Here is a 20817-nt window from a genome sequence, read left to right on the forward strand (position 1 = left end):
CGCGTGCAGACGCGGACCCGTTCTTCTTGGCAAGCTTGTCGTCATGACGCTCATCCTCCGCTCGGCCATCCTCAACGACGTCGGCCTCGTCCGGACCAACAACGAGGACTCCGCCCTCGCCGGTGACCGCCTCGTGGCGGTGGCCGACGGCATGGGCGGGCTCCCCGCCGGCGAGGTGGCCAGCGAGATCGTCATCCGGATCCTGGACGAGCTGACGCCGCCCACCGGCGCCGACGAGGCGGCCGACGCGCTGCGCGCCGTCGTCAGCACCGCGAACCAGCGCATCCGCGCGGCCATCACGGTGGACCCGGCCCGCGACGGCATGGGTACGACGCTCACCGCCGCCCTGCTCGCCGGCGACACCCTGGTCCTGGCCCAGGTCGGCGACTCCCGCTGCTACCTGCTGCGCGACCACGAGCTGACCCAGCTCACCCGCGACGACACGTTCGTGCAGGCGCTCGTCGACCAGGGCGCGCTCTCCCGCGACCAGGCCCGGCACCACCCGCAGCGCTCGCTCGTCACCCGCGCGGTGCAGGGCTCCGACGCGCCGCCCGCCGTCGGCGCGCTCACCGTCTTCCCCGGCGACCGGCTGCTGCTGTGCAGCGACGGCCTCTCCGACTACGTGGAGGACGCCGCCATCGCGGCGGCACTCGCCACCTACGGGGACCGCCAGCAGTGCGGCGAGCAACTGGTGAAACTGGCCCACCAGGCCGGCGCGCCGGACAACGTGACTGTGGTCATCTCGGACGTCACCCAGGCGTGAGCGGGCGCCCTTTCCGGTTGCGGACCACGGCGGGTGCGGTTGGGATGAACGGATGCACATTCGCCGGCTGGCCGCCGATGAACGACTGACCACCAGCTTCCCGCTCCAGGCGTACGCGTTCGAGGCCTCGCCGATGGGCGCCACCCGGACCGACCAGTTCCGCGCGTACCTGCCGTACAACGCCGGGAACACGACGCTGGTGGCCGAGGAGGACGGGGTCACCGCGGCGGCCGTGTCGGCGATACCGATGCGGCAGAACCTGCGCGGCGCGGTGCTGCCGATGGCCGGTGTCGCCGGCGTGGCCACTCATCCGCTGGCCCGCCGGCGCGGCCACGTCCGCACGCTCATGCAGCAGCTCCTCGACGGCGTGCGCGAGGAGGGCCACCAGCTCACCGCGCTGCACCCGTTCCGCGCCTCGTTCTACGAGCGCTTCGGCTACATCGGGCTGCCCCGGCGGCGTACCGCGATCTTCAACCCGGCGGACCTGGCGCCGCTGCTGCGCGCCGAGCTGCCCGACGAGCTGGTCTGGGAGCGGATCGGCGCGGGGTATCCGCGGTGGCGCGCGTACACCGAGCGGTGCCTGCGCGAACGCCACGGCTTCGCGGTCTTCCCGGACTTCCGGGCGGTCGGGCTGCGCGACCGCGACGACCGCTGGCTGGTCAGCGTGGTGCGCGGCGGCGAGACGGTCGGCGCGGTGACCTACCGCATCGACGACCACGCCGGCACGCTGTTCGCCGACGACCTGCTGGTCGACGACGCGTACGCCCGCGCGTCGGTGCTCCAGTTCTTCGCCCGGCACGTCGACCAGGTGGCCCGGATCAGCGTCCAGGTGACCCCCGACGAACTGCCCGAGCTGTGGCTCACCGACCTCGACGTGCAGGTGGAGGCGCGGGTGGCCCGGCCCGACCCGACCGCGCCGATGGCCCGGCTGCTCAGCCTGGACGCGCTCGCCGAGCAGCCGGTCGGGGTCGGCCGGGTACTGGTCGAGGTGGTAGGCGACCGGTGGCTCGCCGGTCGCCACCTGCTCGACGGCAGCACGGGCAAGCTCACGGTGCTGCCGGCGCAGACCGCCGCCGAGGGCAGCGTGCCGACCGCGCGGCTCACCGCCGCCGGGCTGTCCGCCCTGGCGTACGGGGTGCTCGACCCGGCCGAGGTGGTGGTACGCGGACTGGGCGAGGTGCCCGTGGACGCGGCCGGTGAGCTGCGCCGCCTCTTCCCCCGCGAACTTCCGCACCTGTTCGCCGACTTCTGACCCGGTTGGCGGCACGCGTCCGGGGGTAGGGTCCAGCGCGTGCCGGAGTGGCTGGAAGCGGGATTCTGGGGCCTGCTCGCCGGGTCGGCCCTGCTGATCGGGGCGGCCGTCGGGTTCTTCGCGCGCGTACCGCGCCGGATGACCGCCTCGGTGATGGCGTTCGGGGCGGGCGTGCTGCTCTCCGCCGTCTCGTTCGAGCTGATCGACGAGGCGCACGAGCAGGGCGGCCTGCGGCCGGTGGTGATCGGCGCGGCGATCGGCGCGCTCGCGTACACCGGGGCGAACGTGCTGCTGGCCCGGCACGGCGCGCGGCACCGCAAGCGTTCCGGCGACGAGCAGCCCTCCGAGCAGGAGCAGCCCGGCTCGGGTACGGCCATCGCTGTCGGCGCGCTGCTCGACGGCGTACCCGAATCGGTGGTGATCGGCGCGAGCCTGCTCGCCGGCGGCCCGGTCAGCCTGGTCACCGTCATCGCGGTGTTCCTCAGCAACGTGCCGGAGGGGCTGTCCAGCGCGGCGGGCATGCGGCAGGCCGGGCGTACCCGGCGCTACGTGTTCGGGCTGTGGACGGCCATCGCGCTGATCTCCGGCGCGGCGGCGCTGGCCGGGTACACGCTGCTGGGCGGCGCGCCGCCCGAGGTGCTGGCGACGATCACCGCGCTCGCCGCGGGCGCGATCCTCGCGATGATCACCGACACCATGGTCCCGGAGGCGTTCGCCGACGCGCACCTGCTGGTCGGGCTGATCACAGTGCTCGGTTTCCTGGTCGCGTTCGCGCTCTCGCACGCCTGACCGGCGTGCTCGGTCGCCGGTGCCGCCGCGTTGCTTCCGCGCTGCCTCCGCCCGGTCGCCGGCCGCCGGCTTAGCGGCGGGGTAAGGATCGGCTGTGGAGTCGTGCCGGGGCGGGCGGTCCTCCTAGCATCGGGCGGTGCGCGTGAAGTCGGCTGTCACTCTGCTCGTCCTCACCCTGGCGACGGCGACGCTCCCCGCCTGCGGCGACGACGATCCGGCTGTCGCGCCCGCCGCCGGCGCCGGCTCGTCGGCCAGTCCGGCAGCCGCCCCGGCGGCCTCGTCGAGCGGGCGGGCCGGTCTCGGCAGCGCCCGGCCGAGCCCCAGCGCGGCCACCGTCACGTTCCGCGCCGGCAACCCGGCTGGCCGGGCCGCCGTACCGGCCGAGGCGCGTCCGGTGGACACCTCGCGCCCGACCCGTACCGTCGGCAGCGGCACCCCGGCGAGCTGCACCTCTGAGGCGGTGGTGAAGGCCGTCGCGGCCGGCGGCGTCATCACGTTCGACTGCGGGCCCGCGCCGGTCACCATCACGATGAAGGCCACCGCGAAGGTGGTGAACTCGCACGGCCCGCGCGTCGTGCTGGACGGCGGCGGCACCGTCACGCTGAGCGGCGGCGGCAAACGCCGGATCCTCTACATGAACACGTGCGACGAGGCGCAGGGCTGGACCACCTCGCACTGCCAGAACCAGGACCACCCGCGGCTCACCGTGCAGAACCTGACGTTCGCCGACGCGGACGCCACGGGTGATCGCACCGAGGGCGGTGGGGGCGGCGCGATCTTCGTACGCGGTGGGCGGTTCGCCGTGATCAACTCACGGTTCGTCGGCAACCGCTGCGACCGTACCGGCCCCGACCTGGGCGGCGCCGCGCTGCGCGTGCTGAGCCAGTTCGAGAACAAACCGGTGTACGTGGTGAGCAGCACCTTCACCGGCGGGGTGTGCGCGAACGGCGGGGCGCTGAGCAGCATCGGCGTCTCCTGGACGGTGCTGAACAGCGTCTTCCGGGACAACCGCGCGGTCGGTACGGGCGCGAACCCGGCCCGGGGCGGCACGCCGGGTGGCGGCAGCGGCGGCGCGATCTACTGCGACGGCAACGAGTTCGCAGTACGGATCGCCGGCACGGTGATCGAGGACAACAGCGCGAACGAGGGCGGTGGTGCGATCTTCTTCGTCAGCAACAACCGCACCGGCACCCTGAAGATCGACAGCAGCACCCTGCGGCGAAACCCCAGCCGAGGCTTCGAGACAAAGGGCCACCCCGGCATCTTCTTCCTGGGCGCCCAGATCTCCTAACCGTCTGACCTCTCCCCGCCCCGCCTTGCGCTGTCCCGTCCCGCCCCGTCGATCATGAAGTTGGCGGCCTCCCCGTCGGCGTGTCGCGCCGTCAACCTCATGATCGCCGCCTGAGCACCCGGCCTGCGCACGCCGCTCCCACCCCACCCTGTCGATCATGAAGTTGACGGCTCCGTCATCGGGGCGTGTCGCCCCGCCAACTTCATGATCACCGAGCAATCCCCGCCTGGAGAGTGGCCGCTCCGCCCTCGCGCTCTCGCGCCTACCCCCCTTGGCTCGGTGATCAAGGGGTTTGTGTCCTGGTTGATCTCTGCGCGCGACACAAACTCCTTGATCAACAGGGCGAGGGCGGGATAGGGCGAGGCGGGGTGGCGGCGAGATAGGGCGAGGGCGGGGTGGCCCGAGGCTGGAGCCGGGTCGGGCAGGCGAAGGGTGGGGTCAGTAGGGATTGGGGTGGCCGGGGAGGTGACCCCTGGTGAGGGCGGCGGGCCGGCCGGGGAGCGCCGGGTCCGGGGACAGCGGCGGCGAATCGGTACCGGCCCGCGCGGCCATCCCGGCGAACAGCTCCTTCAGGGCGGTCACCGTGTCGACGCTCGGGCTCCACCCGAGTTCGGTCTCGGCGCGGTGGCTCGACATCAGCGGCACGTTCAGCGCCAGGTCGACCCACCCCGTGTCGACGGGTTGCAGCCGCGCCCGCCAGGTAAGCGCCGCCGCGGCCCGCAGCACCGGCACCGCCACCGGCAGCGTCCAGCCGTGGAAGTGCCGTGCCACCAGCTCCGGCGTCAGCACCGGGTCGGCCGCCACGTTGAAGGCGCCGCTCGCATCCCCGACAACCGCCCGGGCGTACGCGTCCGCCACGTCGTCGGCGTGCACCGCCTGCATCCGGAGTCGCCGGTTCGACGGCACCAGCGGAATCCGGCCGTACCGCAGCAGCCGCACCGGCACCAGTGGGCCGAGGAAGTAGCGGCTGATCTCCGTACCGGCCTCCCGCTGGAAGATCAGCCCTGGCCGCAGCCGTACCACGCGCAGGTTCGGGTGCTCCCGCTGCACGCCGTCGAGTAGTGCCTCCACCTCCGCCTTGTCCCGGCTGTACGACGACGTCTCCACCCCGGTCGCCGGCCAGTTCTCGCTGACCGGCTGGTTCTTCGGGCCGGGCGCGTAGGTGCCGACAGATGAGGCGTACACGAGGGCCGGAACGCCGACCCGGACGGCGGCCTCGATCACCGCGCGGCTGCCGCCGACGTTGGTCCGGTGGAGCGTGCGGCGGTCGTGGCTGGGCTGGATCTGCCAGGCCAGGTGCACTACTGCCCGCGCCCCGGCGAAGATCCGCACGAGCTGGTCGGCGGCACCCGGTGCACCGATGTCGCAGGAGTGCCACTCCACGTCGTCGTACGGTTCACCGGCGTCCGGTCCGGGCAGCCGCCGGGCCACGCCGACCAACTCGGTGCCCGCCTCCCGCCGCAGCCGGCGCAACACTGCCGTCCCCACGTTGCCGGTCGCCCCCACGATCACGATGCGCATGACGGGTGCGGTACCCGCTGAACCGGGCAGCAACCGCTCACGGACGGGGGTTCGTGCGCACCCAGCCCTTCTCCCGGTCGCGGCGACCCGAGGTGGCGGCCAGGCAGCGCGGGCAGAGCCAGCCCTCCGGGTCGGCCTCGGTGAGCACGTCGGTGCCGGAGTAGTCGAACGGCACGTGCGGGAAGCGGCGCAGCCGGGTCCGGCTCAGCGGCAGCCCGCACAGCGTCTGGTTCCGGCCCGGCAGCCAGGCGTGCACCTCACCGCCCGGCCGGCGTACGCCGTCGTCGCCCGGCACCTCGCGGGACGCCGCCACGGCGGCGGTGCTCGTGACTCGCATGGTCGCCCAGGTTCCCCGGCCGCCGCCGTTCACGCCCGGCAACGACAACCCCTGGGGTACGCGGGCGCAGCGCGTACTCCAGGGGTGGTAGCCCGATCGACGACTCCGGGGCGACGACCGGCGGCGATGCCCGTCCATACGCTGCCGCCGTCACCACTTGCCGCGACCCGAGGGAGTCCCAGAATGTCCATGCACCTGCTCGCCGGCGCAGTCGCCCCGGCCGCGCACACCTCGCTCGCCGCCGGGGGCATCGGCGGCTCTGGCCGGGTCGGCGCCACAGTCTTCGCCGTGGTGGCCCTGGCCAGCGTGGTCGTCGGCGGACTGGCCCTGAGCCGGTCCGGTCGCGGGCCGGGCGAGGGGCGCGTCCAGGCCCTGGTGGCTGCCGCGGCGGGAGTGATCGGCCTGGTCCTCAGCGCGTGGCATCTGGCGCTGACCACCGAGGGTCTCGGCAGCGGCCAGGGCCGGGCCGGCGCGGTCGCCGGGGTGGCGTTCGGGCTGATCGGGGCGGTGCTGGGCGGGGTGGCGCTGGCCCGTTCCCGGCGCACCGCCTGACCCGGTCACTCGTTCCGTCCCGGCGGCTCGCGTCGGCCCGGTCGCTCGCGTCAGCCGCGTCGGCCCGGCGGCTCGCGTCGGCCCGGCGGCTCGTTCAGGAGGCGGTGAGCCAGCCGGGCACGGTCAGCCCCGACTCGTACGCGAGCACCACGAGCTGGGCCCGGTCCCGTACCCGCGTCTTGGTCATGATCCGGCTGACGTGCGTCTTCGCGGTGGCCGGGCTCAGCACGAGCCGGGCCGCGATCTCGTCGTTCGACAGGCCGGCGGCGACCAGGGCGAGCACCTCCCGTTCCCGCTCGGTGAGCGCGTTCAGCCGGGGGCCCGGGTCCGGATGCCGGGTGCGGGCGGCGAACTCGGCGATCAGCCGGCGCGTGACGGCCGGGGCGATCAACGCGTCGCCCCGCGCCACCACCCGTACGCCGTGGATCAGCTCCGCCGGCTCGGTGTCCTTGACCAGGAAGCCACTCGCGCCGGCCCGCAACGCGCCGTAGACGTAGTCGTCCAGGTCGAAGGTGGTCAGGATGATCACCCGGGCGGCGGTGCCGGCGACGATCTCCCGGGTGGCGGCCAGCCCGTCCAGCAGCGGCATCCGGATGTCCATGAGGACGACGTCCGGCCGTAGTTCCCGCGTCAGCCGTACCGCCGTGGCGCCGTCTGCGGCCTCACCGACCACCTCGATGCCGTCCTCGCCGTCGAGGATGGAGCGGAAGCCCGCGCGTACCAAAGTCTGGTCGTCGGCGAGCAGCAACCGGATCATGTCTTCTCCCCCAGTTCCGCGCGTGGCGCCGGGACCGGCAGCGGCGCGGGCCGCAGCGGAAGGCGGGCCCGCACCAGGAAACCGCCGTCCGGGCCGGGCCCGGTGGTGAGCGAGCCGCCCAGCGCCCGGGCCCGCTCGCCCATGCCGAGGATCCCGTTCCCGGGCGTTGTGTCGGGCGGGCCCGTGGGGCCGGCGCCGTCGTCCGCCACCTCCACCAGCACCTCGTCGCCGTCCGGCACGACCCGGACCACCGCCGAGGTCGCGCCCGCGTGACGACTCACGTTGGTGAGCGCCTCCTGGACGATCCGGTACGCGGACAGGTCCACCTCCGGCGGGAGCGGCCCGGTCTCCGTCACCTCGGTACGCACCGTCAACCCGCGCCGCCCGGCCCCCGTGACCAGCTCGTCGAGGCGGTCCAGGCCGGGTGCGGGCCGGCTCGGCGTCGTACCCTCCTGCCGGAGCACGCCGAGCGCCGCCCGCAGCTCGCGCAGCGTCTCCCGGCTCGTCTGCTTGATCACCGTGAGCGCCTCCGCGGACCGCTCCGGATCGGGCCGGTGCAACGCGGCGCTCGCCTGCACGCTGATCAGCGACAGGTGGTGGCCGAGCAGGTCGTGCAGCTCGCGGGCGATCCGTAGCCGCTCCTCGGTGGCCCGGTGGCGGGCCTCCTCCTCCTTGCGCTGCTCTGCGGCGAGCACCCGGGCCTGCACCTCGGCGAGATAGGCCCGCCGGTTACGGGTCACGCCGACGATGACCGCGACGAGCCAGCCGGCGTGCAGCAGCGTCGCGCCGTTCCCGCTGACCCCGGTCCGGGTGTAGCTGTCGGCGACGGCGAACGATACGACAGAGGCCAGGCCGAGCCCCACCGCGACCGCGAGGTACCCCTCGTCGACGACCGTGTACAGCGCCAGGACGAACACCAGCATGATCGGCCCGGGGCGGTGCAGCAGAGCCCCGTACGCGGCGACAGCGGCGAGCGCCACGACGCCCACAGTCACCGGGTATCGCCGGCGCAGGTAGAGCGCACCGGAGGAGGCCAGGACGACGGGCAGCGCCACGAACTCGGCTGTGGTGTCGATGCCCTCCGACTGCACCACCAGGCCGAGCAGGGCTACCAGGGCGACGGCAGGCACCACTGCGGCTTCCGCTTTGAGGCCGTGTCGGCGCCGGCTCGACATTGTCGAAGCGTAGCGGTCCGCGGACGCAGCGGAGGGCCCCGAAGCGGCGCGGTGGGGGTGTCGGGGGCGTGGTCGGAGGGTCGATGCGCGACGCACGCCGGGCTGATCGGCTTCGGGTAACCTGTGCCGTGCGGGCCGCTAGCTCAATGGCAGAGCTGTGGACTTTTAATCCATAGGTTCCGAGTTCGAGTCTCGGGCGGCCCACCACTCTGACCAGCGGAAACGCTGCTCTCAGCCGGTACGGTGCCCTGCGGATTCGCCCCACTGGTCACCGACTGGTCACGGGGAGCGGATCGAGGCACCGCCTGTTCGGTCGCCGCTGCCGCCCCGAGGTCGGCATCGGCGAGCAGGTGCGTGTACGTGTCGTTCGTGATCGAGATGGACGAGTGCCCGAGCCGCTTGGACACCACCGACAGGTTCACGCCCTGGGCGATCATCAGGGACGCGGCGCCGTGCCGAAGGTCGTGCAGCCGCACCACCCGCACGCCGGCCGCCAGGCAGAGCTCACGGAAGCGCTTCGTCACGCTCGACGGGTGCACCGGGGTGCCGTTCTCCCGGGCGAAGACCAGGCCGTGATCCTCGTACGCCTCGCCCCAGCGCGCCCGCTCCTGATCCTGCGCGAGCCGGTGCGCCAGCAGCGTGCCCACCAACTGCGGGCCGAGCGTCACGCGCCGGTCCTCGCCGGCCGCCGTCTTCGGCTTGCCGAACTGGAGCTGGTGCCCGACGGTCACGAGCTGCTGGCGCACGTGCAGCACGCCGCCGTTGAGGTCCACGTCCGACCATCGCAGCCCCAGGGCCTCGCCGCGGCGCAGCCCGGTGAGGGCCATGAACTCCAGCAGCGGACCGAGCCGGTCGCTGGCCACGTAGTCCAGGAACCGTCCTAGTTCGGTCGGCTCCCACGGGGTGACCTTGGGCCGGTCGCCCGTCGTGAGCTTGACGTGCTTGGCCGGGTTGTAGGTGATGAGCTGGTCGTCGACGGCCATCGAGAGCGCCGACTGGAGCGTGGCCTTGATCCGCCGCAGCGTGGCCGCGCTCGGCCCCGGCCGGTCCGGGCCGCCGGCGGCGACCGCGCTGAGCATCGCCTTGACGTGGCCGGGCCGCAGGTCACGCAGCCGCAGGTGCCCCAGGTGCGGGGTCAGGTAGTCCCGGATGTGGTGCCGGTACGCCCGCTCGGTCGTCGGCCGCAGCCCGGCGGCCACCTTCTGGTCGATCCACTCGGCCAGGTACGCGCCGAGCTTGCGCCGCTCGTCGTGGTGGTACTGGCCGACCTTCACCCGGGCCAGCAGCGCGGTGAGCGCGTCCTGGGCGTCGTCCCGGCGCTCGAAGCCGCCCTTCTTCTGCTGGAGCCGCTTGCCGTGGCCGTCCTTGCCCAGCTCGGCGACGTAGTACCAGGTGCCGTGGTCCTTGCCGCACGCACGCTTGCCGTTGACGCCGGTCACGCCGCACGGGCACCGCTTGAAGACGCTGCCCTTCATCGCTCCTCCTCCGCCCGCCAGGGCCGGGCCGGGTCGACGTACGCCTGAGCGATCGCCTGCTCAAGTGGTGACCGGTCGGTGTCGACGTGCGCCAGGGACTCGGGCAGCTCGGGCGTGAGGACGCCATGCTGGCGCATCCTCCGGCGCAGCTCCCAGAGAGCGTTGGCGAGCCGGTCGGCGTCCAGCTCAGCCCCTCGGGCGTCCCTGAGCAGGGAGTCCCGCTGCGCCTCGCTGTCGGCGTTGGCGGCCTGGCGGCGGGCGAGGTCCGCCTGCCCGGTCTTCGTGCTCCAGTCCTGGCGGATGCGGGCATGGTCCTGCCAGAGCTCGAACGGCACCGCACCCCGCTCGAAGACGTCCTGGTGCGCCTGCCACTCGCCGATCCGGTCCATGCTCGACGGGAACGGGCCGCGCCCGGCGAACCACTGGGCAGCGTCCCAGGTCGGCACCACCGATCCGGGGAGCACCTCCACCTCGCGGAAGCGATCGAACGGGAAGAGCAGCAGCAGGGGCGGCACGCCGAGCGCGCGGGCGAAGATGACCAGCTCCTCGACGGTGAGGTCTCGCCGGCGGCGACCCGTCTTGTCCGGCCTGCCGGTCTCGATGTTGGCGATGGCTGAGGCGCTCAGGGATTCAGGCCCGCCGACCGCCTGACACGCGGCCGCGAGCTGCTCGCGGGTGAGGCCGGCAGAGCGGCGAAGGCGGTTGATCTGCTGGGCCGCTACCTCGCTGAGGGGCCATGCGGCGACCGGTTCATTCGTCACATCGACAAGCTATCCCGTCGCCTTGATTAATGCCACCCCTCGCCGTACTGTGTCGCTCAGTGGGCATCAGTCCGCTTACCGAGCATGTTGATCTGACGAGTTAGGTGGTTGATATGCCGTCCCCGATGACTCAGCCCGAGCTTGAAGCCCTGCCCGTGGCCTTCGATCTGGTCGTGGCCGCCCGAGCCTTCGGTATGGGCCGCACCAAGGCGTACGACCTCGCCAAGCGCGGTGACTTCCCCTGCCGGGTGCTGAAGATCGGCAACAGCTACCGCGTCACCCGGGCGGACCTCCTGCGGGCCCTCGGCATCAATGACCAGGTCCAGGCGGTCGCCTGAGATGACGCCAACCGGTCCAGGCCCCGAAACCGGAGCGGACCGACTGCGCCGCCTTGTCGCTGAACGGAACCGCGAGCAGGTGGCCAGCCGTCGGCCGCCGCTCACACCCGATCAGGTCTACATCGACGCCGTCTGGGACTCCGCGCTGCCGAGCACCCAGAAGATCACGGCACTCTGCTACGGCAACCACGCCCGCAACTTCCCCGAGCGGGACCGCGCATGGGTCGTCTACCAGCGGCTGATGCCTCAGACGGGTATCCGCTCCCGGGAGACGGTGGCGAAGGTTCACGCCGAGCTGACGGCCGCTGGCTGGCTGGAGCCTGCCGGCCATCGGCCGGGGCACAAGCAGATCACGGTGTACCGGCTGGCGCTGCCGCCCCGGACCAGTACGGATATCGGAACCGGTGCGGAAAGTGGAACCGGTACGGATAACCGAACCGGTACGGATTCTGGCGCAGACCAGTACGGTTTTCCGCCCGACCAGTTCGGAAATCCGAACCGGACCGGTTCGGAAAGTGGAACGCGACCCTCTCTCTTAGACCCTCCGAAGGACCCTCCGAAGGCACCAAGCCAGCGCGGCACCCGCGTACCCGAGGACTTCGCGGTCACCCCCGCCATGCGTACGTGGTGGAGAGAGCACGCCCCCGACGTGGACATCGCGATCGAGACCGCGCTGTTCCTCGACCACTGGCGAGCGGAGAACGGCGCCAAGGCCATCAAGCGCGACTGGGTCGCCGCCTGGCGCAAGTGGCTCGGCAACCAGCAGAAGTGGAAGACCGAGCGCGGCGGCAGTAGCCGCAGCAACGGCACCCCCCGGCCCAACGGCCACCAGACCTACCGCGACCCCGACCGGGCCGCGTACTACCAAGGGAGCCTCTGATGCCAGAGCCCGCCCGCCTCGGTGTCCTGCTGCCCCGCAGCCGACCCACACCGGTCGCGCCCTTGCCCGAGGCCAAGCCCGGCGAGTGCCCCGACCACCCCGGCAACCCAGCCGCCTACTGCGGCCCCTGCGCCGGGGAGCGGAAGGCCGCCGACCCGCACGCCCGAGCGGAAATGCGGGCCGAGCGCGTGCGCCAGGACTGCGCACGCCGCTTCCCCCGCCGCTTCCGCGACGCCCAAGCCGACCACCCCGACGTCCTCGCCTGGATCGACCGGGCCGCCGCCGACCCCGAGGACGCGCCCTCACTGCTGCTGGTCGGCCCCGTCGGCACCGGCAAGACCCACCAGGCGTACGGCGCCCTCCGCGCCCTCGCCCCCGAAATGGCCGGCCGCGACTGGATCGCCACCACCTACGCCGACCTCTTCGCCAGCCTCCGACCCCGCCCCGGCGCCGACATGGAAGCCGACCTAGCCCGATACCGGCAGGCCAGCATCCTGCTCGTCGACGACCTCGGCATCGCCAAGGGATCCGAGTGGGTCGAAGAGATCACGTACCGGCTCATCGACGGCCGGTACCTCGACATGCGGCCCAGCATCTTCACCAGCAACCTGCCGCCCGACCAGCTCCGAGACGTGCTCGGCGACCGGATCGCCTCCCGCCTGGCCCAGAGCTGCACCCGGGTCGTCCTCGACGGCCCGGACCGCCGACGTGTCGCCCCGGTGGCCTGACATGGACGACCGCTCCTCACTCGGCCACGCCGCCTACGCCGCCGGCATCTCCCCCATCGAGTGGGCCGTCCGGCTTGCCCGCGCACAGCTCGAAGTGCAGGCGGAAGTGCTCGGGAGTCGGGCTACCGACCCCGACGCCTATCCCGGCTACCTCCTGCCGCTCACCGACGACGCCGTCGCCCGCCGCATCGTCGGCGAACTGCTCAACGCCGGGTGGAACCCGCCCGAGCAAACCATTCCCGAGGAGAAGTAACGATCATGGCAGAGAAGCGCGTCACCCTCGGGCCCTTGGCCGCCAACGTCGCAGCATCCATCCGCCGTATCCGGACCCAGCGGCGGATGACGTACACCGAGATGGTCAAGCGCCTCACCGACATCGGCCACCCGCTGCCCATCCTGGCCCTACGCCGGATCGAGCGCGGCGAGCGCCGAGTAGACGTCGACGAACTGGTCGCCATCGCGCGGGTACTCGACGCCGAGCCCTGGAACCTCACCGAGCCAGCGCGCTGCGACGCCTGCCTCGGATCGCCACCGCCCGGCTACCGGTGCCTGAGCTGCGGAAAAGAGCGGCAGTGATGGCGAAGGAGCCCCTGCCCCCGTCCTCGGTTCCTCGCGCCGCGCGCATGTCTGTACGCATACGAGAGGAGGCCACCGTGCCGAGTCCGGACAGCCAACCGGCCAACCCACAAGACGCGCCAACCGCGGCACCTGTCCGCCGGGCCGGTCGGGAGTGCGGGTACGAGCACCGGGACGAGCTGGTGACCGCCACCCGCGCTCTCGGTGCCGCACTGACCCGGCTCGCCCGCGACGCTGACCCGTCCGCCCGGCAGGCCGGCGCCGAGCTGGCCCGCGAGGTCGCCGCGTACGTCCGCGCCGCCGTGGTCCGGGCGGACGAGTCCTCGGGCCGTGCCCGGCGGGCCGCCGCCGACCTCCAGCGCCGGATGCCCCGGCTCACGCGGCAGCTCGAACGTGCGCACGCCCGGCTGAACCCCGATCCGGCCGCCCGGATCGGTGACCACGCCGTGACCACCCCGCCCTTGAGCAGGGAAAACAACCCGCACTGTGGATAACAAATCCACAGATCAGCACCCGAAGGAGCGCCGTGAGTAAGACCTTGGTCTACGACTTCCCCCGCCGGATGCGTGGCCTGTCCTCCGCCGAGCGGGAGATCCGCCGGCTGGAGCGGTCCATGAGCGTGGCCACCCACCGGCGCGACGCGCAGGCCCTGGCCTACCTCGACCGCAGGCACAAGCGCGCCACCCAAGCCCTGCACACCCTCCGCTGGCGCGAGCAGCGCAGCGCGGCCGAGTAGCCGTTGCCCCCAGGTGCCGCCCGACCCGGACCCGTCGAGCTACCCGACGGGTCCGTTGTCGTGCCCGCGCACCTGGCCGGCGCGGTACGCCGCATCCTCGTGGTCGACCTGGCCCAGCACGTCCGCACCGACGGCGGCGCGCCCACCGCTGCCCTCCGCGCGCTGCTCTACGCCCTCGCCCGCGGCGAGCACCACCACGACCAGGCCGCCGACAGGTTCGCTACCGAAACCCCGAACCCCGCCGGCCGCATCGTGGAGATCAGCACGGACGACGCGGCAGCCCTCCTGGAGTGCAGCCCGCAGCACGTGCGCCGGCTGTGCCGGTCCGGTGGAGTGAGCGCCCGCCGGGCCGGCCGCCGGGCCTGGCTCATCGACGCGGCCGACCTCGACCGCTACCGACACCGGAGGAACCCATGAGTTTGGAAGCCCTGCAGAACGCCATCGCCGCCAAGTTGGAACGCCAGGCCCCCGAGGTCGAGCAGCGGAAGACCGAGATCAAGAAGAACCTGTTCGGCCCGGACTACGCCGACTGGCACAAGAACGCCGACCCGAAGACCAGCACCGGAGGCGACGCAGCATGACCGCCACCGCCACGACCGCCAGCGCGGGCACCGACCCGCGCGACTTCGGCCGCCCCGAGGTGCAGGCCGCCCTCGACGAACTCGGCCAGGCGCAGCAGCTCCTCGCCGCCCTCGAAGAGCGGGTACGCGACGGCGACCCGGGCGTGCAGCCCGCCGAGCTGGCCGACGCCCGCCAGGTGGTGGAGTTCGCCCGGCTGCGTGTCGACGCCGCCCGCCGCGCTGCCGAGCGCCGCGAGCACGACGAACGGGCCGCCGAATACGAGAAGGTGGGCGAACTCGCCCGCGCGGTCGACACCGCCGCCGACCAGACGGTTGTGGACGCCTTCGCCGAGGCGGTGACCGCCCTGGCCCGGCTGTGGGAGCTGGCCGACCAGCGCTCCCGGCAGGTCCGCGCCGTCGCTAGCCGCGCCGCCGCGGCGGTCGCCGCTGCCGAGCAGCACGGCGAGCGGGAAGAGCTGCGCGCGGCCGGCGTTCACAACGCCGCCGCGGGCGGCCTGGCGGGGCCGGCCAGCGTCACGGTCACCCCCGAGGACGCCAGCCCCTACTACCTGACGGATGTGCGTAGCGGGGCCGTTCTCGCGGCCGCTCTGGGGCGGGTGGTTGAGGTGACTGGTGCGGACCTGACCGAGCTGTCCCCGTCGACAGCGCTGTCCTCCACCGCACGTGTCTTCCCCACCGTCGCCGAGGTCCAGCCCGCTACCGACTCGGAGGAGCAGCCGGCATGAAGAAGATCACCGCCAGCGCCCCCGGCGCCTACGTCAACGGCCCCACCAACACCAGCGAGCCCCTCGGCGGCCAGCCGGCGTGGTTCGTCAACGGCGAGGCGTACGTGGCCGACAACCACCCGTTCGTCCGCTACGCCGAAACCATGGCCGGCTACACCGTCTCCACCGCCGCGTCGGCACCCCAGGCGTACACGGACGCGGTGGCCGCGATGAAGGCCGACGGGGTGCTCCGTCAGGGCAGCCAGCTCCGGGACGGCGCGGTGGACCCGCAGCCGGGCGACAACTTCACCCGGCTGCCGTGACGCTCATGCGGACGCTGCGCATGGAGTCGGTGCCGGTCACCGTCAACGGCCGGGCGGCGGTCACCGAGCTGCCCGTCATCCCCGCCGACGCCACCCCCGCCCTCGCTGAAGGGCTGCGGCGGCGCCGGGTGGCCGGCACCCTCGGCCGCTGCCCGTGCGGCGCCGTACGGCCCGCTCCGACCGCCGTGCAGGACGCGGCAGCCGAGCAGGGCACCGCGCACATGCCGTTCCCCCACAAGGCCGACTGTCCGGCCCATGACGGGCTGCTCGGCCCCGAGCTGGCCGCCTGGCAGCGCAAGGGAGGTGCCCGCCGTGGCGCTCAAGCTCGGTGAACTCGCGGTCATCTTCAAGGGCGACGACACGCACCTCGACAAGACGATGAAGGGCGTCCGGGGCAAGCTGGAGGCCGTCGGCGGGAGAGCCCGCGAGTACGCGCCCGTGGTCGGTGCCGCGATGGCCGCCGGTATCGGCGCGGGGCTGCTCGGCGGCCTGGACCTGCAAGCCGCCCGCGCGAAACTCACAGCCCAGGTCGGCGATCCGGTGCTCGCGCAGCAGCTCGGCGAGGCCGCCGGCCGCGTCTACGGCCGCGGTTTCGGGCAGTCCGCCGCCGACGCGATGACCGCGGCCCGCTCGGTGATGCAAGCAGGGCTGCTGCCGAAGAACGCCGACGCGGCCGTGATCGAAGACCTGACGGTCAAGGCGCAGACCCTGGCGACCACGTTCGACCTGGACGTGACGCAGGCCGCCCGCGCGGCCGGGCAGATGGTCCGCACCGGGCTGGCCCGCAACGCCACAGAGGCGTTCGACGTGCTGACCCGCGGCATGCAGGTCACCGGCGACCAGGCCGGCGACCTGCTCGACACCTTCACCGAGTACTCCACGCAGTTCCGGGAGGTGGGCATCTCGGGGCCGAAGGCGATGGGCATGCTGGCCCAGGCCGCCAAGGCCGGCGCCCGCGACCTCGACACCGCCGCCGACGCGATCAAGGAATTCGCGATCCGGTCGCAGGACGGCACCAAGCAGAGCGCCGACGCCTTCAAGGCCCTGAACCTCGACGCGAAGGCCATGACCGCCACCTTCGCCAAGGGCGGCCCCGAGGCGGACAAGGCGATGAAGCTGGTCATCGACCGCCTCAAGGCGATGAAGGATCCGGTGGAGAAGCGGGCCGCCGCCGTCGCCCTGTTCGGCGCGAAAGCCGAAGACCTCGGTGACGCCCTGTACGCCCTGGACCCGTCGGCCGCCGTCGCCGGGATGGGCAACCTGGCCGGCGCGACCGACCGGGCCGGCAAGGCGCTGGAGCAGACCGCGAGCCAGCGGCTGGAGTCCTTCAAGCGCAAGGCGCAACAGGCCCTCGTGGAGAAGCTCGGCCAGGCCATCCCCACCCTGGAGCGGGTCGGGACGTGGGCGTCGGAGAACTCCGGCACGCTGCTCACCGTCGCGGGCGTGCTCGCCGGCCTGGCCGTCACGGTCTGGTCGGTGAACGCCGCGATGGCCGCATGGAACGCCGTGCAGCTCATCTCGACGGGCATCACCAAGGGCGCCGCCGCGGCGCAGTGGCTGTTCAACGCCGCCATGTACGCCAACCCGGTCGGCCTGGTCATCCTGGCCGTGCTCGCCCTGGTCGCCGGGATCTACCTGCTCTGGACGAACAGCGAGGCGTTCCGCAAGTTCTTCATCGGCCTGTGGGAGCACGTCAGCGGCTTCGTGGTGGCCGTCTTCCAGAAGTGGTGGGCGGTCTTCTCCGGCTTCTGGGGCGCTGTCCTGTCCGGCATTGCCTCCGCCGGCCGGTGGATCAGGGACAAGGTCGGTGACCTCGTCGGATGGTTCACCGGACTGCCGGGCCGACTGCGGCGCGGGCTGGCCAACGTCGCGTCGGTCGTCTCGGCCCCGTTCCGGGCCGGGTTCAACGCGGTCGCGCGGGCATGGAACAACACCGTCGGACGGCTGTCCTGGTCGGTGCCGGGCTGGGTGCCCGGGATCGGCGGTAACAGCATCAGCGCCCCGCGCCTGCCGATGCTGGCCAAGGGCGGGCACATCCTCGGCGCCGGTATGGCGATCGTCGGCGAGGCCGGTCCCGAGCTGGTGCACCTGGGCCGCGGCGCCACCGTGCAGCCCCTGACCGGCGGGACGGCCGCCGGCGGCGGTGGTGGGCGCGCGGAGGTACGGCTCACCGGCGAGCTGGTGGCCCGCGGCAAGGACCTGGTCGTCGTGCTCCGGGAGAACATCGCCGGGCTGGGCGGCGACGTGCAGCGGGTCATCGGCAGCAACACGTAACACCCGACTGGAGACGCGCTACGGCCCGCCAGGATCACCCCTGGCGGGCCGTTCGCTGTCCCCGGGCGGTCTTACCGGCTCTGCTTGCACAGATCCGCGTACGCCTCCGCCAGCGCCGCGTCTACCGTGCCCGGCGCCCACTTCTGGCCGCAGCCGAGCAGCGCGCGGGCCTGAGCATCCTCCCGGCTGATCTTCGGCGCGTCCTTCGGTGCCAGCTTCAGGTACACGTCGTACGGGTCGGCGGTCGCCTTCGGTGCCGGCTGCGTCGACCCGGCCGGGCCGGACGGGGCGGCGGTCCCGCTGTCGTCTTCGGTGCCGCACCCGGCGAGGGCGAGCAGCAGAGCGGCGGACAGCGCGACGGCGGTACGTGCTCGGGTCATCCCGGCAACGTACCGCCGTCGATCAACGCGGCAGCCCGTTTCGTCGGCTCGGCGACAGGTCAGCGGGCCTCGCGGGCTCGTCGCCGGGCCCTGTTCCAGATCCGGCGGCCGATGCGCCACCGCTTCCCGGTGCGCTTGCACCACCAGCACGGCCGGGAGTGCTTCCGGTTGGATGCGGACCGGTGCACGCCCTCGCCCTTGCAGCACCAGCAGTCAGCGAGCGGGAACAGAGCGACCCGCACGACGTAGATCACGACGAGGGCCAGGCCGATAGCGCTAGCGGTCAGTGCGCCTCTCACAACGCCTCCAGGGGCCGTTTTCGGGGATCGGGGACCGGTGAGGGCTAGCGGTGTTTTCCCTGCTCAGCCGGGCTAGCGCAGGGGCTAGCGTTAGCCCTCACCGGGGCTATCAGGAGTCGGTCTCGGCGAGGTCCGTACCGGCCACGGTTTCGGCGTTGCGCTCGGCGATGCGGGACTCAAGGGCGGCCAGTTTCACCCCGGCGCGGGTGGTCGCCTTGCCGTCGATGCGGCGGCCGATCTTCTCGGTCTTCACGCCGGCGCGGGCCATCCACGCGCCGAACACCTCGACGGTCAGGTCGCCGTACGCCTCGGGGTCGAGGGCCTGGAGGCGCGGCACGATCAGCTCCGACCAGATGGCTTCCTCGCCCTCATGCCACACCTGGCGGACGTCGGCGAGCAGGTTCCGCAGCGCGATGCGCGGCACCTCGACGGGCTGCTCGCCGCGGCGCATCTCGATGGCGCGCTGCACGACCCGCTCGGCGGCGGGGTTGTCCACGTACGACGACCGGCACGGCCGGGTCGGTCCGGCACCGGCCCGGTAGCCCCAGCCGGAATCCTTCGGCCCGGTCGAGTCGCCGGGCTCGAACTCGGTGGGGCGGGCGCCGCGGGCGTAGCTGCCGGTGCCGAGCACCAGGTCCGTCTCGGTGTGGGAGGTGACCGCCAGGCAGGTGCGCAGCGCGATGTTGGAGCTGATGCCCCGCGGCACGCTCTCCTTGTCGATGCGCTGCGTGGCGAAGATGACGTGGATGCCCAGCGCCCGGCCGCGCTTGATGATGCTGGTGAGCAGGAACTTCGCGCGCTTGCCGTGGTTCGGGTCGGTCAGCAGCTCTTGCAGCTCGTCGAAGAACGCCACCAGTGGCCGGAGGCGGGCGTCGTGCTCGGCCATCCGCCGGTTGACCTTGTTGACGGTGTTCATGCCCTGGCCGGCGTACTTGCGGACCAGCGGCGCGCGCTCGTCGCACTCGGTCAGCAGCCACTCCAGCGCGGCCAGGCCGTTGGCCTTGGTCACCTCGTCGGCACCCGAGCCGTACAGGCCCTCGGGGCACAACGGCTCGAAGCAGTCGACGTCACCGGAGCCCTTGAAGTCGAAGACCACGGGCACGACCAGCGGGTCCAGGACGGCGGCGAGCAGCACCACCCGAGCGGCGAGGGTCTTCCCCGAGCCGGGGATGCCCGCGAACAGGCTGTTCTTCTCCGCGAGGCTGTACTGCACCGGGCGCATCCGCTCGTCGTGGCCGTAGACGAACGTGCCGGTGAAGTAGTCGAAGGTGCCGTCCTCCAGCAGCGGCCAGGCGGGGGCCTTCATGCTGCTGACCGGCTTGTCGGCCACCCAGATGGACAGCACGCCCGGGTGCTCGCCCTCCACGGTCGACGGCCACACCTGCGACTTCGGCAGCCGGAACCCCGACGCGAGACGGTCCCGCTCGTCGATGACGTCGGTGGCCAGCACCCCGGCGGGCAGCAGCACCAGCGCCTCATGCCCAGGTCCGGCGCGGTAGATGTCGCGGACGAACTTCACGTCCTTGGCGTCCTTGATGCCCTTGACGTTGCAGGCCATGATCGCCGCCCGGGTCAGCCCGGCGGTGAGCCGGATGAACCGCTCGGCGTTGAACACCCGATCCACGATCGGGGAGTCGATCGGCCGGCCGACGTGCGCCAGCAGCGGCACCAGCACCGCCGCGGCGAGGGCCTGCGCCCACCAGGGGGCGACGAACACCAGCAGCCCGGCCAGCACGACCAGCAGCAGCACCACCGGCACCGCGAGCCAGGCGCGGGCGCCGACGCGGCGGTCCCGCTGCCGGGACAACGCCAGGTAGTCGGCCACGTTGTTGCGGCTCGCGGCGTCCTGCCGGATGCCGAACCCCTCCAGATCCAGGCACCAGTAGATGCCCTTGCCGGTGAGCCGGAACATGCCGATCGGCGCGTACCAGGCCGTCTTGACGGCGTACTTCGGGCTGCGGGTGGCGTGGATGGCCAGCGAGTACGTCAGGAACGACACCGCCTCGACCATCAGGGCGTGGCGGCCAGCCTTCGAGCGCAGCGACGCCGGCACGATCGGCTTGCGGTCGCCGGAGTAGCGGCTCGTGATGTCGGCGAACGTGGTGGACGTGCGGGGCGGGTCGACCGGCGGCCCGTCCTCCCGGCCGGCCTCGATGGCGAGCTGCTCGCCGTGGGGCTCGAAGAACTCCGGTGCGCCCCGGCGCGGGGCGGGGACGACCGGCTCCAGGTCGTCGCTGTGGATGGGCTCTGTCATGCTGATCTTTCCTCCTTGGTGGGGATGCGGGCCCCGGCCGGGCGTCGAGTGCTGAGGCCGGGGCCCGCGCT

The 20817-nt window shown here is 72.7% G+C and carries 25 protein-coding genes, 1 tRNA gene and 1 pseudogene; 19 read left to right on the forward strand and 8 right to left on the reverse strand.

The annotated features are described in order from the left end of the window. The first annotated feature begins 43 nt into the window (after nucleotides 1–43). The 4 genes from OC439_RS25385 to OC439_RS25400 all read left to right on the forward strand — a co-directional run bounded on the left by OC439_RS25385 (nucleotide 44) and on the right by OC439_RS25400 (nucleotide 4095). Nucleotides 44–763 (forward strand): PP2C family protein-serine/threonine phosphatase, encoded by a 720-nt coding sequence (locus OC439_RS25385; RefSeq protein ID WP_262015634.1) that lies wholly within the window; start codon nucleotides 44–46, stop codon nucleotides 761–763. A gap of 52 nt (nucleotides 764–815) precedes the next feature. Then, a complete protein-coding gene (eis, locus tag OC439_RS25390; RefSeq protein WP_262015635.1) occupies nucleotides 816–2015 on the forward strand; it encodes an enhanced intracellular survival protein Eis in 1200 nt (399 codons plus the stop codon). Nucleotides 2016–2054: 39 nt separating this feature from the next. Further along, nucleotides 2055–2804 (forward strand): ZIP family metal transporter, encoded by a 750-nt coding sequence (locus OC439_RS25395; protein ID WP_194802106.1) that lies wholly within the window; start codon nucleotides 2055–2057, stop codon nucleotides 2802–2804. Nucleotides 2805–2946: 142 nt separating this feature from the next. Continuing rightward, nucleotides 2947–4095, forward strand: a complete 1149-nt coding sequence (locus tag OC439_RS25400) for a hypothetical protein (RefSeq protein WP_262015680.1) — start codon at nucleotides 2947–2949, stop codon at nucleotides 4093–4095. A 438-nt stretch (nucleotides 4096–4533) separates the two neighbouring features. Here OC439_RS25400 and OC439_RS25405 read toward each other — a convergent pair whose 3' ends face one another. Together OC439_RS25405 and OC439_RS25410 are read right to left on the reverse strand one after the other, a co-directional pair. After that, a complete protein-coding gene (locus OC439_RS25405) occupies nucleotides 4534–5616 on the reverse strand; it encodes an NAD-dependent epimerase/dehydratase family protein (RefSeq protein ID WP_262015636.1) in 1083 nt (360 codons plus the stop codon). Between the two features lie 37 nt (nucleotides 5617–5653). Continuing rightward, a complete protein-coding gene (locus OC439_RS25410) occupies nucleotides 5654–5953 on the reverse strand; it encodes a hypothetical protein (protein ID WP_262015637.1) in 300 nt (99 codons plus the stop codon). Nucleotides 5954–6136: 183 nt separating this feature from the next. Between OC439_RS25410 and OC439_RS25415 the strand changes: the two genes are divergently transcribed. Further along, a complete protein-coding gene (locus OC439_RS25415; protein ID WP_262015638.1) occupies nucleotides 6137–6505 on the forward strand; it encodes a DUF6223 family protein in 369 nt (122 codons plus the stop codon). Between the two features lie 94 nt (nucleotides 6506–6599). On the opposite strand, the gene OC439_RS25420 is transcribed toward OC439_RS25415, so the two are convergent. Then, nucleotides 6600–7262 (reverse strand): response regulator, encoded by a 663-nt coding sequence (locus OC439_RS25420; protein ID WP_135242818.1) that lies wholly within the window; start codon nucleotides 7260–7262, stop codon nucleotides 6600–6602. Beyond that, nucleotides 7259–8437, reverse strand: coding sequence for a sensor histidine kinase (locus OC439_RS25425; protein ID WP_262015639.1), 1179 nt, complete (start codon nucleotides 8435–8437; stop codon nucleotides 7259–7261). Before OC439_RS25425 ends, OC439_RS25420 begins: the two co-directional genes overlap by 4 nt. Before the next feature lie 132 nt (nucleotides 8438–8569). Between OC439_RS25425 and OC439_RS25430 the strand changes: the two genes are divergently transcribed. Continuing rightward, a tRNA-Lys gene (locus OC439_RS25430) sits at nucleotides 8570–8644 on the forward strand. Between the two features lie 197 nt (nucleotides 8645–8841). On the opposite strand, the pseudogene OC439_RS30400 reads toward OC439_RS25430, so the two are convergent. Both OC439_RS30400 and OC439_RS25445 read right to left on the reverse strand, forming a co-directional pair. Beyond that, a pseudogene (locus tag OC439_RS30400) lies at nucleotides 8842–9912 on the reverse strand (tyrosine-type recombinase/integrase); the annotation flags it as partial. Beyond that, nucleotides 9909–10673, reverse strand: coding sequence for a helix-turn-helix domain-containing protein (locus tag OC439_RS25445; protein ID WP_262015642.1), 765 nt, complete (start codon nucleotides 10671–10673; stop codon nucleotides 9909–9911). The pseudogene OC439_RS30400 and the gene OC439_RS25445, both read right to left, overlap by 4 nt. 125 nt (nucleotides 10674–10798) lie before the next feature. On the opposite strand from OC439_RS25445, the gene OC439_RS25450 reads away from it, so the two are divergent. The 13 genes from OC439_RS25450 (at nucleotide 10799) to OC439_RS25510 (ending at nucleotide 17813) form a co-directional block, all read left to right on the forward strand. Next, nucleotides 10799–11011: a helix-turn-helix domain-containing protein gene (locus OC439_RS25450; RefSeq protein WP_262015643.1), complete on the forward strand. Its 213-nt coding sequence runs from the start codon at nucleotides 10799–10801 to the stop codon at nucleotides 11009–11011. A 79-nt stretch (nucleotides 11012–11090) separates the two neighbouring features. After that, on the forward strand, nucleotides 11091–11891 hold the full coding sequence (locus OC439_RS25455; RefSeq protein WP_262015644.1) for a hypothetical protein: 801 nt from the start codon (nucleotides 11091–11093) through the stop codon (nucleotides 11889–11891). Further along, a complete protein-coding gene (locus OC439_RS25460; RefSeq protein ID WP_262015645.1) occupies nucleotides 11891–12619 on the forward strand; it encodes an ATP-binding protein in 729 nt (242 codons plus the stop codon). The genes OC439_RS25455 and OC439_RS25460 overlap by 1 nt, the downstream gene beginning before the upstream one ends. Before the next feature lies 1 nt (nucleotide 12620). Beyond that, complete coding sequence (locus OC439_RS25465) at nucleotides 12621–12872, forward strand: hypothetical protein (RefSeq protein ID WP_262015646.1); 252 nt, start codon at nucleotides 12621–12623, stop codon at nucleotides 12870–12872. 5 nt (nucleotides 12873–12877) lie between these two features. Next, entirely contained in the window at nucleotides 12878–13195 is a 318-nt protein-coding gene (locus tag OC439_RS25470; protein ID WP_262015647.1) for a helix-turn-helix domain-containing protein, read from the forward strand. 182 nt (nucleotides 13196–13377) lie between these two features. Next, complete coding sequence (locus tag OC439_RS25475) at nucleotides 13378–13689, forward strand: hypothetical protein (protein ID WP_262015648.1); 312 nt, start codon at nucleotides 13378–13380, stop codon at nucleotides 13687–13689. A gap of 32 nt (nucleotides 13690–13721) precedes the next feature. Next, on the forward strand, nucleotides 13722–13931 hold the full coding sequence (locus OC439_RS25480) for a hypothetical protein (RefSeq protein WP_262015649.1): 210 nt from the start codon (nucleotides 13722–13724) through the stop codon (nucleotides 13929–13931). 60 nt (nucleotides 13932–13991) lie between these two features. Further along, a complete protein-coding gene (locus OC439_RS25485; RefSeq protein ID WP_262015650.1) occupies nucleotides 13992–14348 on the forward strand; it encodes a helix-turn-helix domain-containing protein in 357 nt (118 codons plus the stop codon). After that, nucleotides 14345–14512, forward strand: coding sequence for a hypothetical protein (locus OC439_RS25490; protein WP_262015651.1), 168 nt, complete (start codon nucleotides 14345–14347; stop codon nucleotides 14510–14512). Before OC439_RS25485 ends, OC439_RS25490 begins: the two co-directional genes overlap by 4 nt. Then, a complete protein-coding gene (locus OC439_RS25495; RefSeq protein WP_262015652.1) occupies nucleotides 14509–15237 on the forward strand; it encodes a hypothetical protein in 729 nt (242 codons plus the stop codon). Before OC439_RS25490 ends, OC439_RS25495 begins: the two co-directional genes overlap by 4 nt. Further along, entirely contained in the window at nucleotides 15234–15539 is a 306-nt protein-coding gene (locus OC439_RS25500) for a hypothetical protein (RefSeq protein WP_262015653.1), read from the forward strand. The genes OC439_RS25495 and OC439_RS25500 overlap by 4 nt, the downstream gene beginning before the upstream one ends. Continuing rightward, nucleotides 15536–15871, forward strand: coding sequence for a hypothetical protein (locus OC439_RS25505; protein WP_262015654.1), 336 nt, complete (start codon nucleotides 15536–15538; stop codon nucleotides 15869–15871). The genes OC439_RS25500 and OC439_RS25505 overlap by 4 nt, the downstream gene beginning before the upstream one ends. Continuing rightward, a complete protein-coding gene (locus tag OC439_RS25510) occupies nucleotides 15852–17813 on the forward strand; it encodes a phage tail tape measure protein (RefSeq protein ID WP_262015655.1) in 1962 nt (653 codons plus the stop codon). The genes OC439_RS25505 and OC439_RS25510 overlap by 20 nt, the downstream gene beginning before the upstream one ends. Before the next feature lie 71 nt (nucleotides 17814–17884). Here the strand turns inward: OC439_RS25510 and OC439_RS25515 are convergent, their stop codons facing one another. Then, on the reverse strand, nucleotides 17885–18193 hold the full coding sequence (locus OC439_RS25515; RefSeq protein WP_262015656.1) for a hypothetical protein: 309 nt from the start codon (nucleotides 18191–18193) through the stop codon (nucleotides 17885–17887). Nucleotides 18194–18601: 408 nt separating this feature from the next. Then, complete coding sequence (locus OC439_RS25520) at nucleotides 18602–20746, reverse strand: FtsK/SpoIIIE domain-containing protein (RefSeq protein ID WP_262015657.1); 2145 nt, start codon at nucleotides 20744–20746, stop codon at nucleotides 18602–18604. Between the last annotated feature and the right edge of the window lie 71 nt (nucleotides 20747–20817).

This window comes from Micromonospora sp. Mcm103 (assembly GCF_024519755.1).
GTDB lineage: Bacteria > Actinomycetota > Actinomycetes > Mycobacteriales > Micromonosporaceae > Micromonospora > Micromonospora aurantiaca.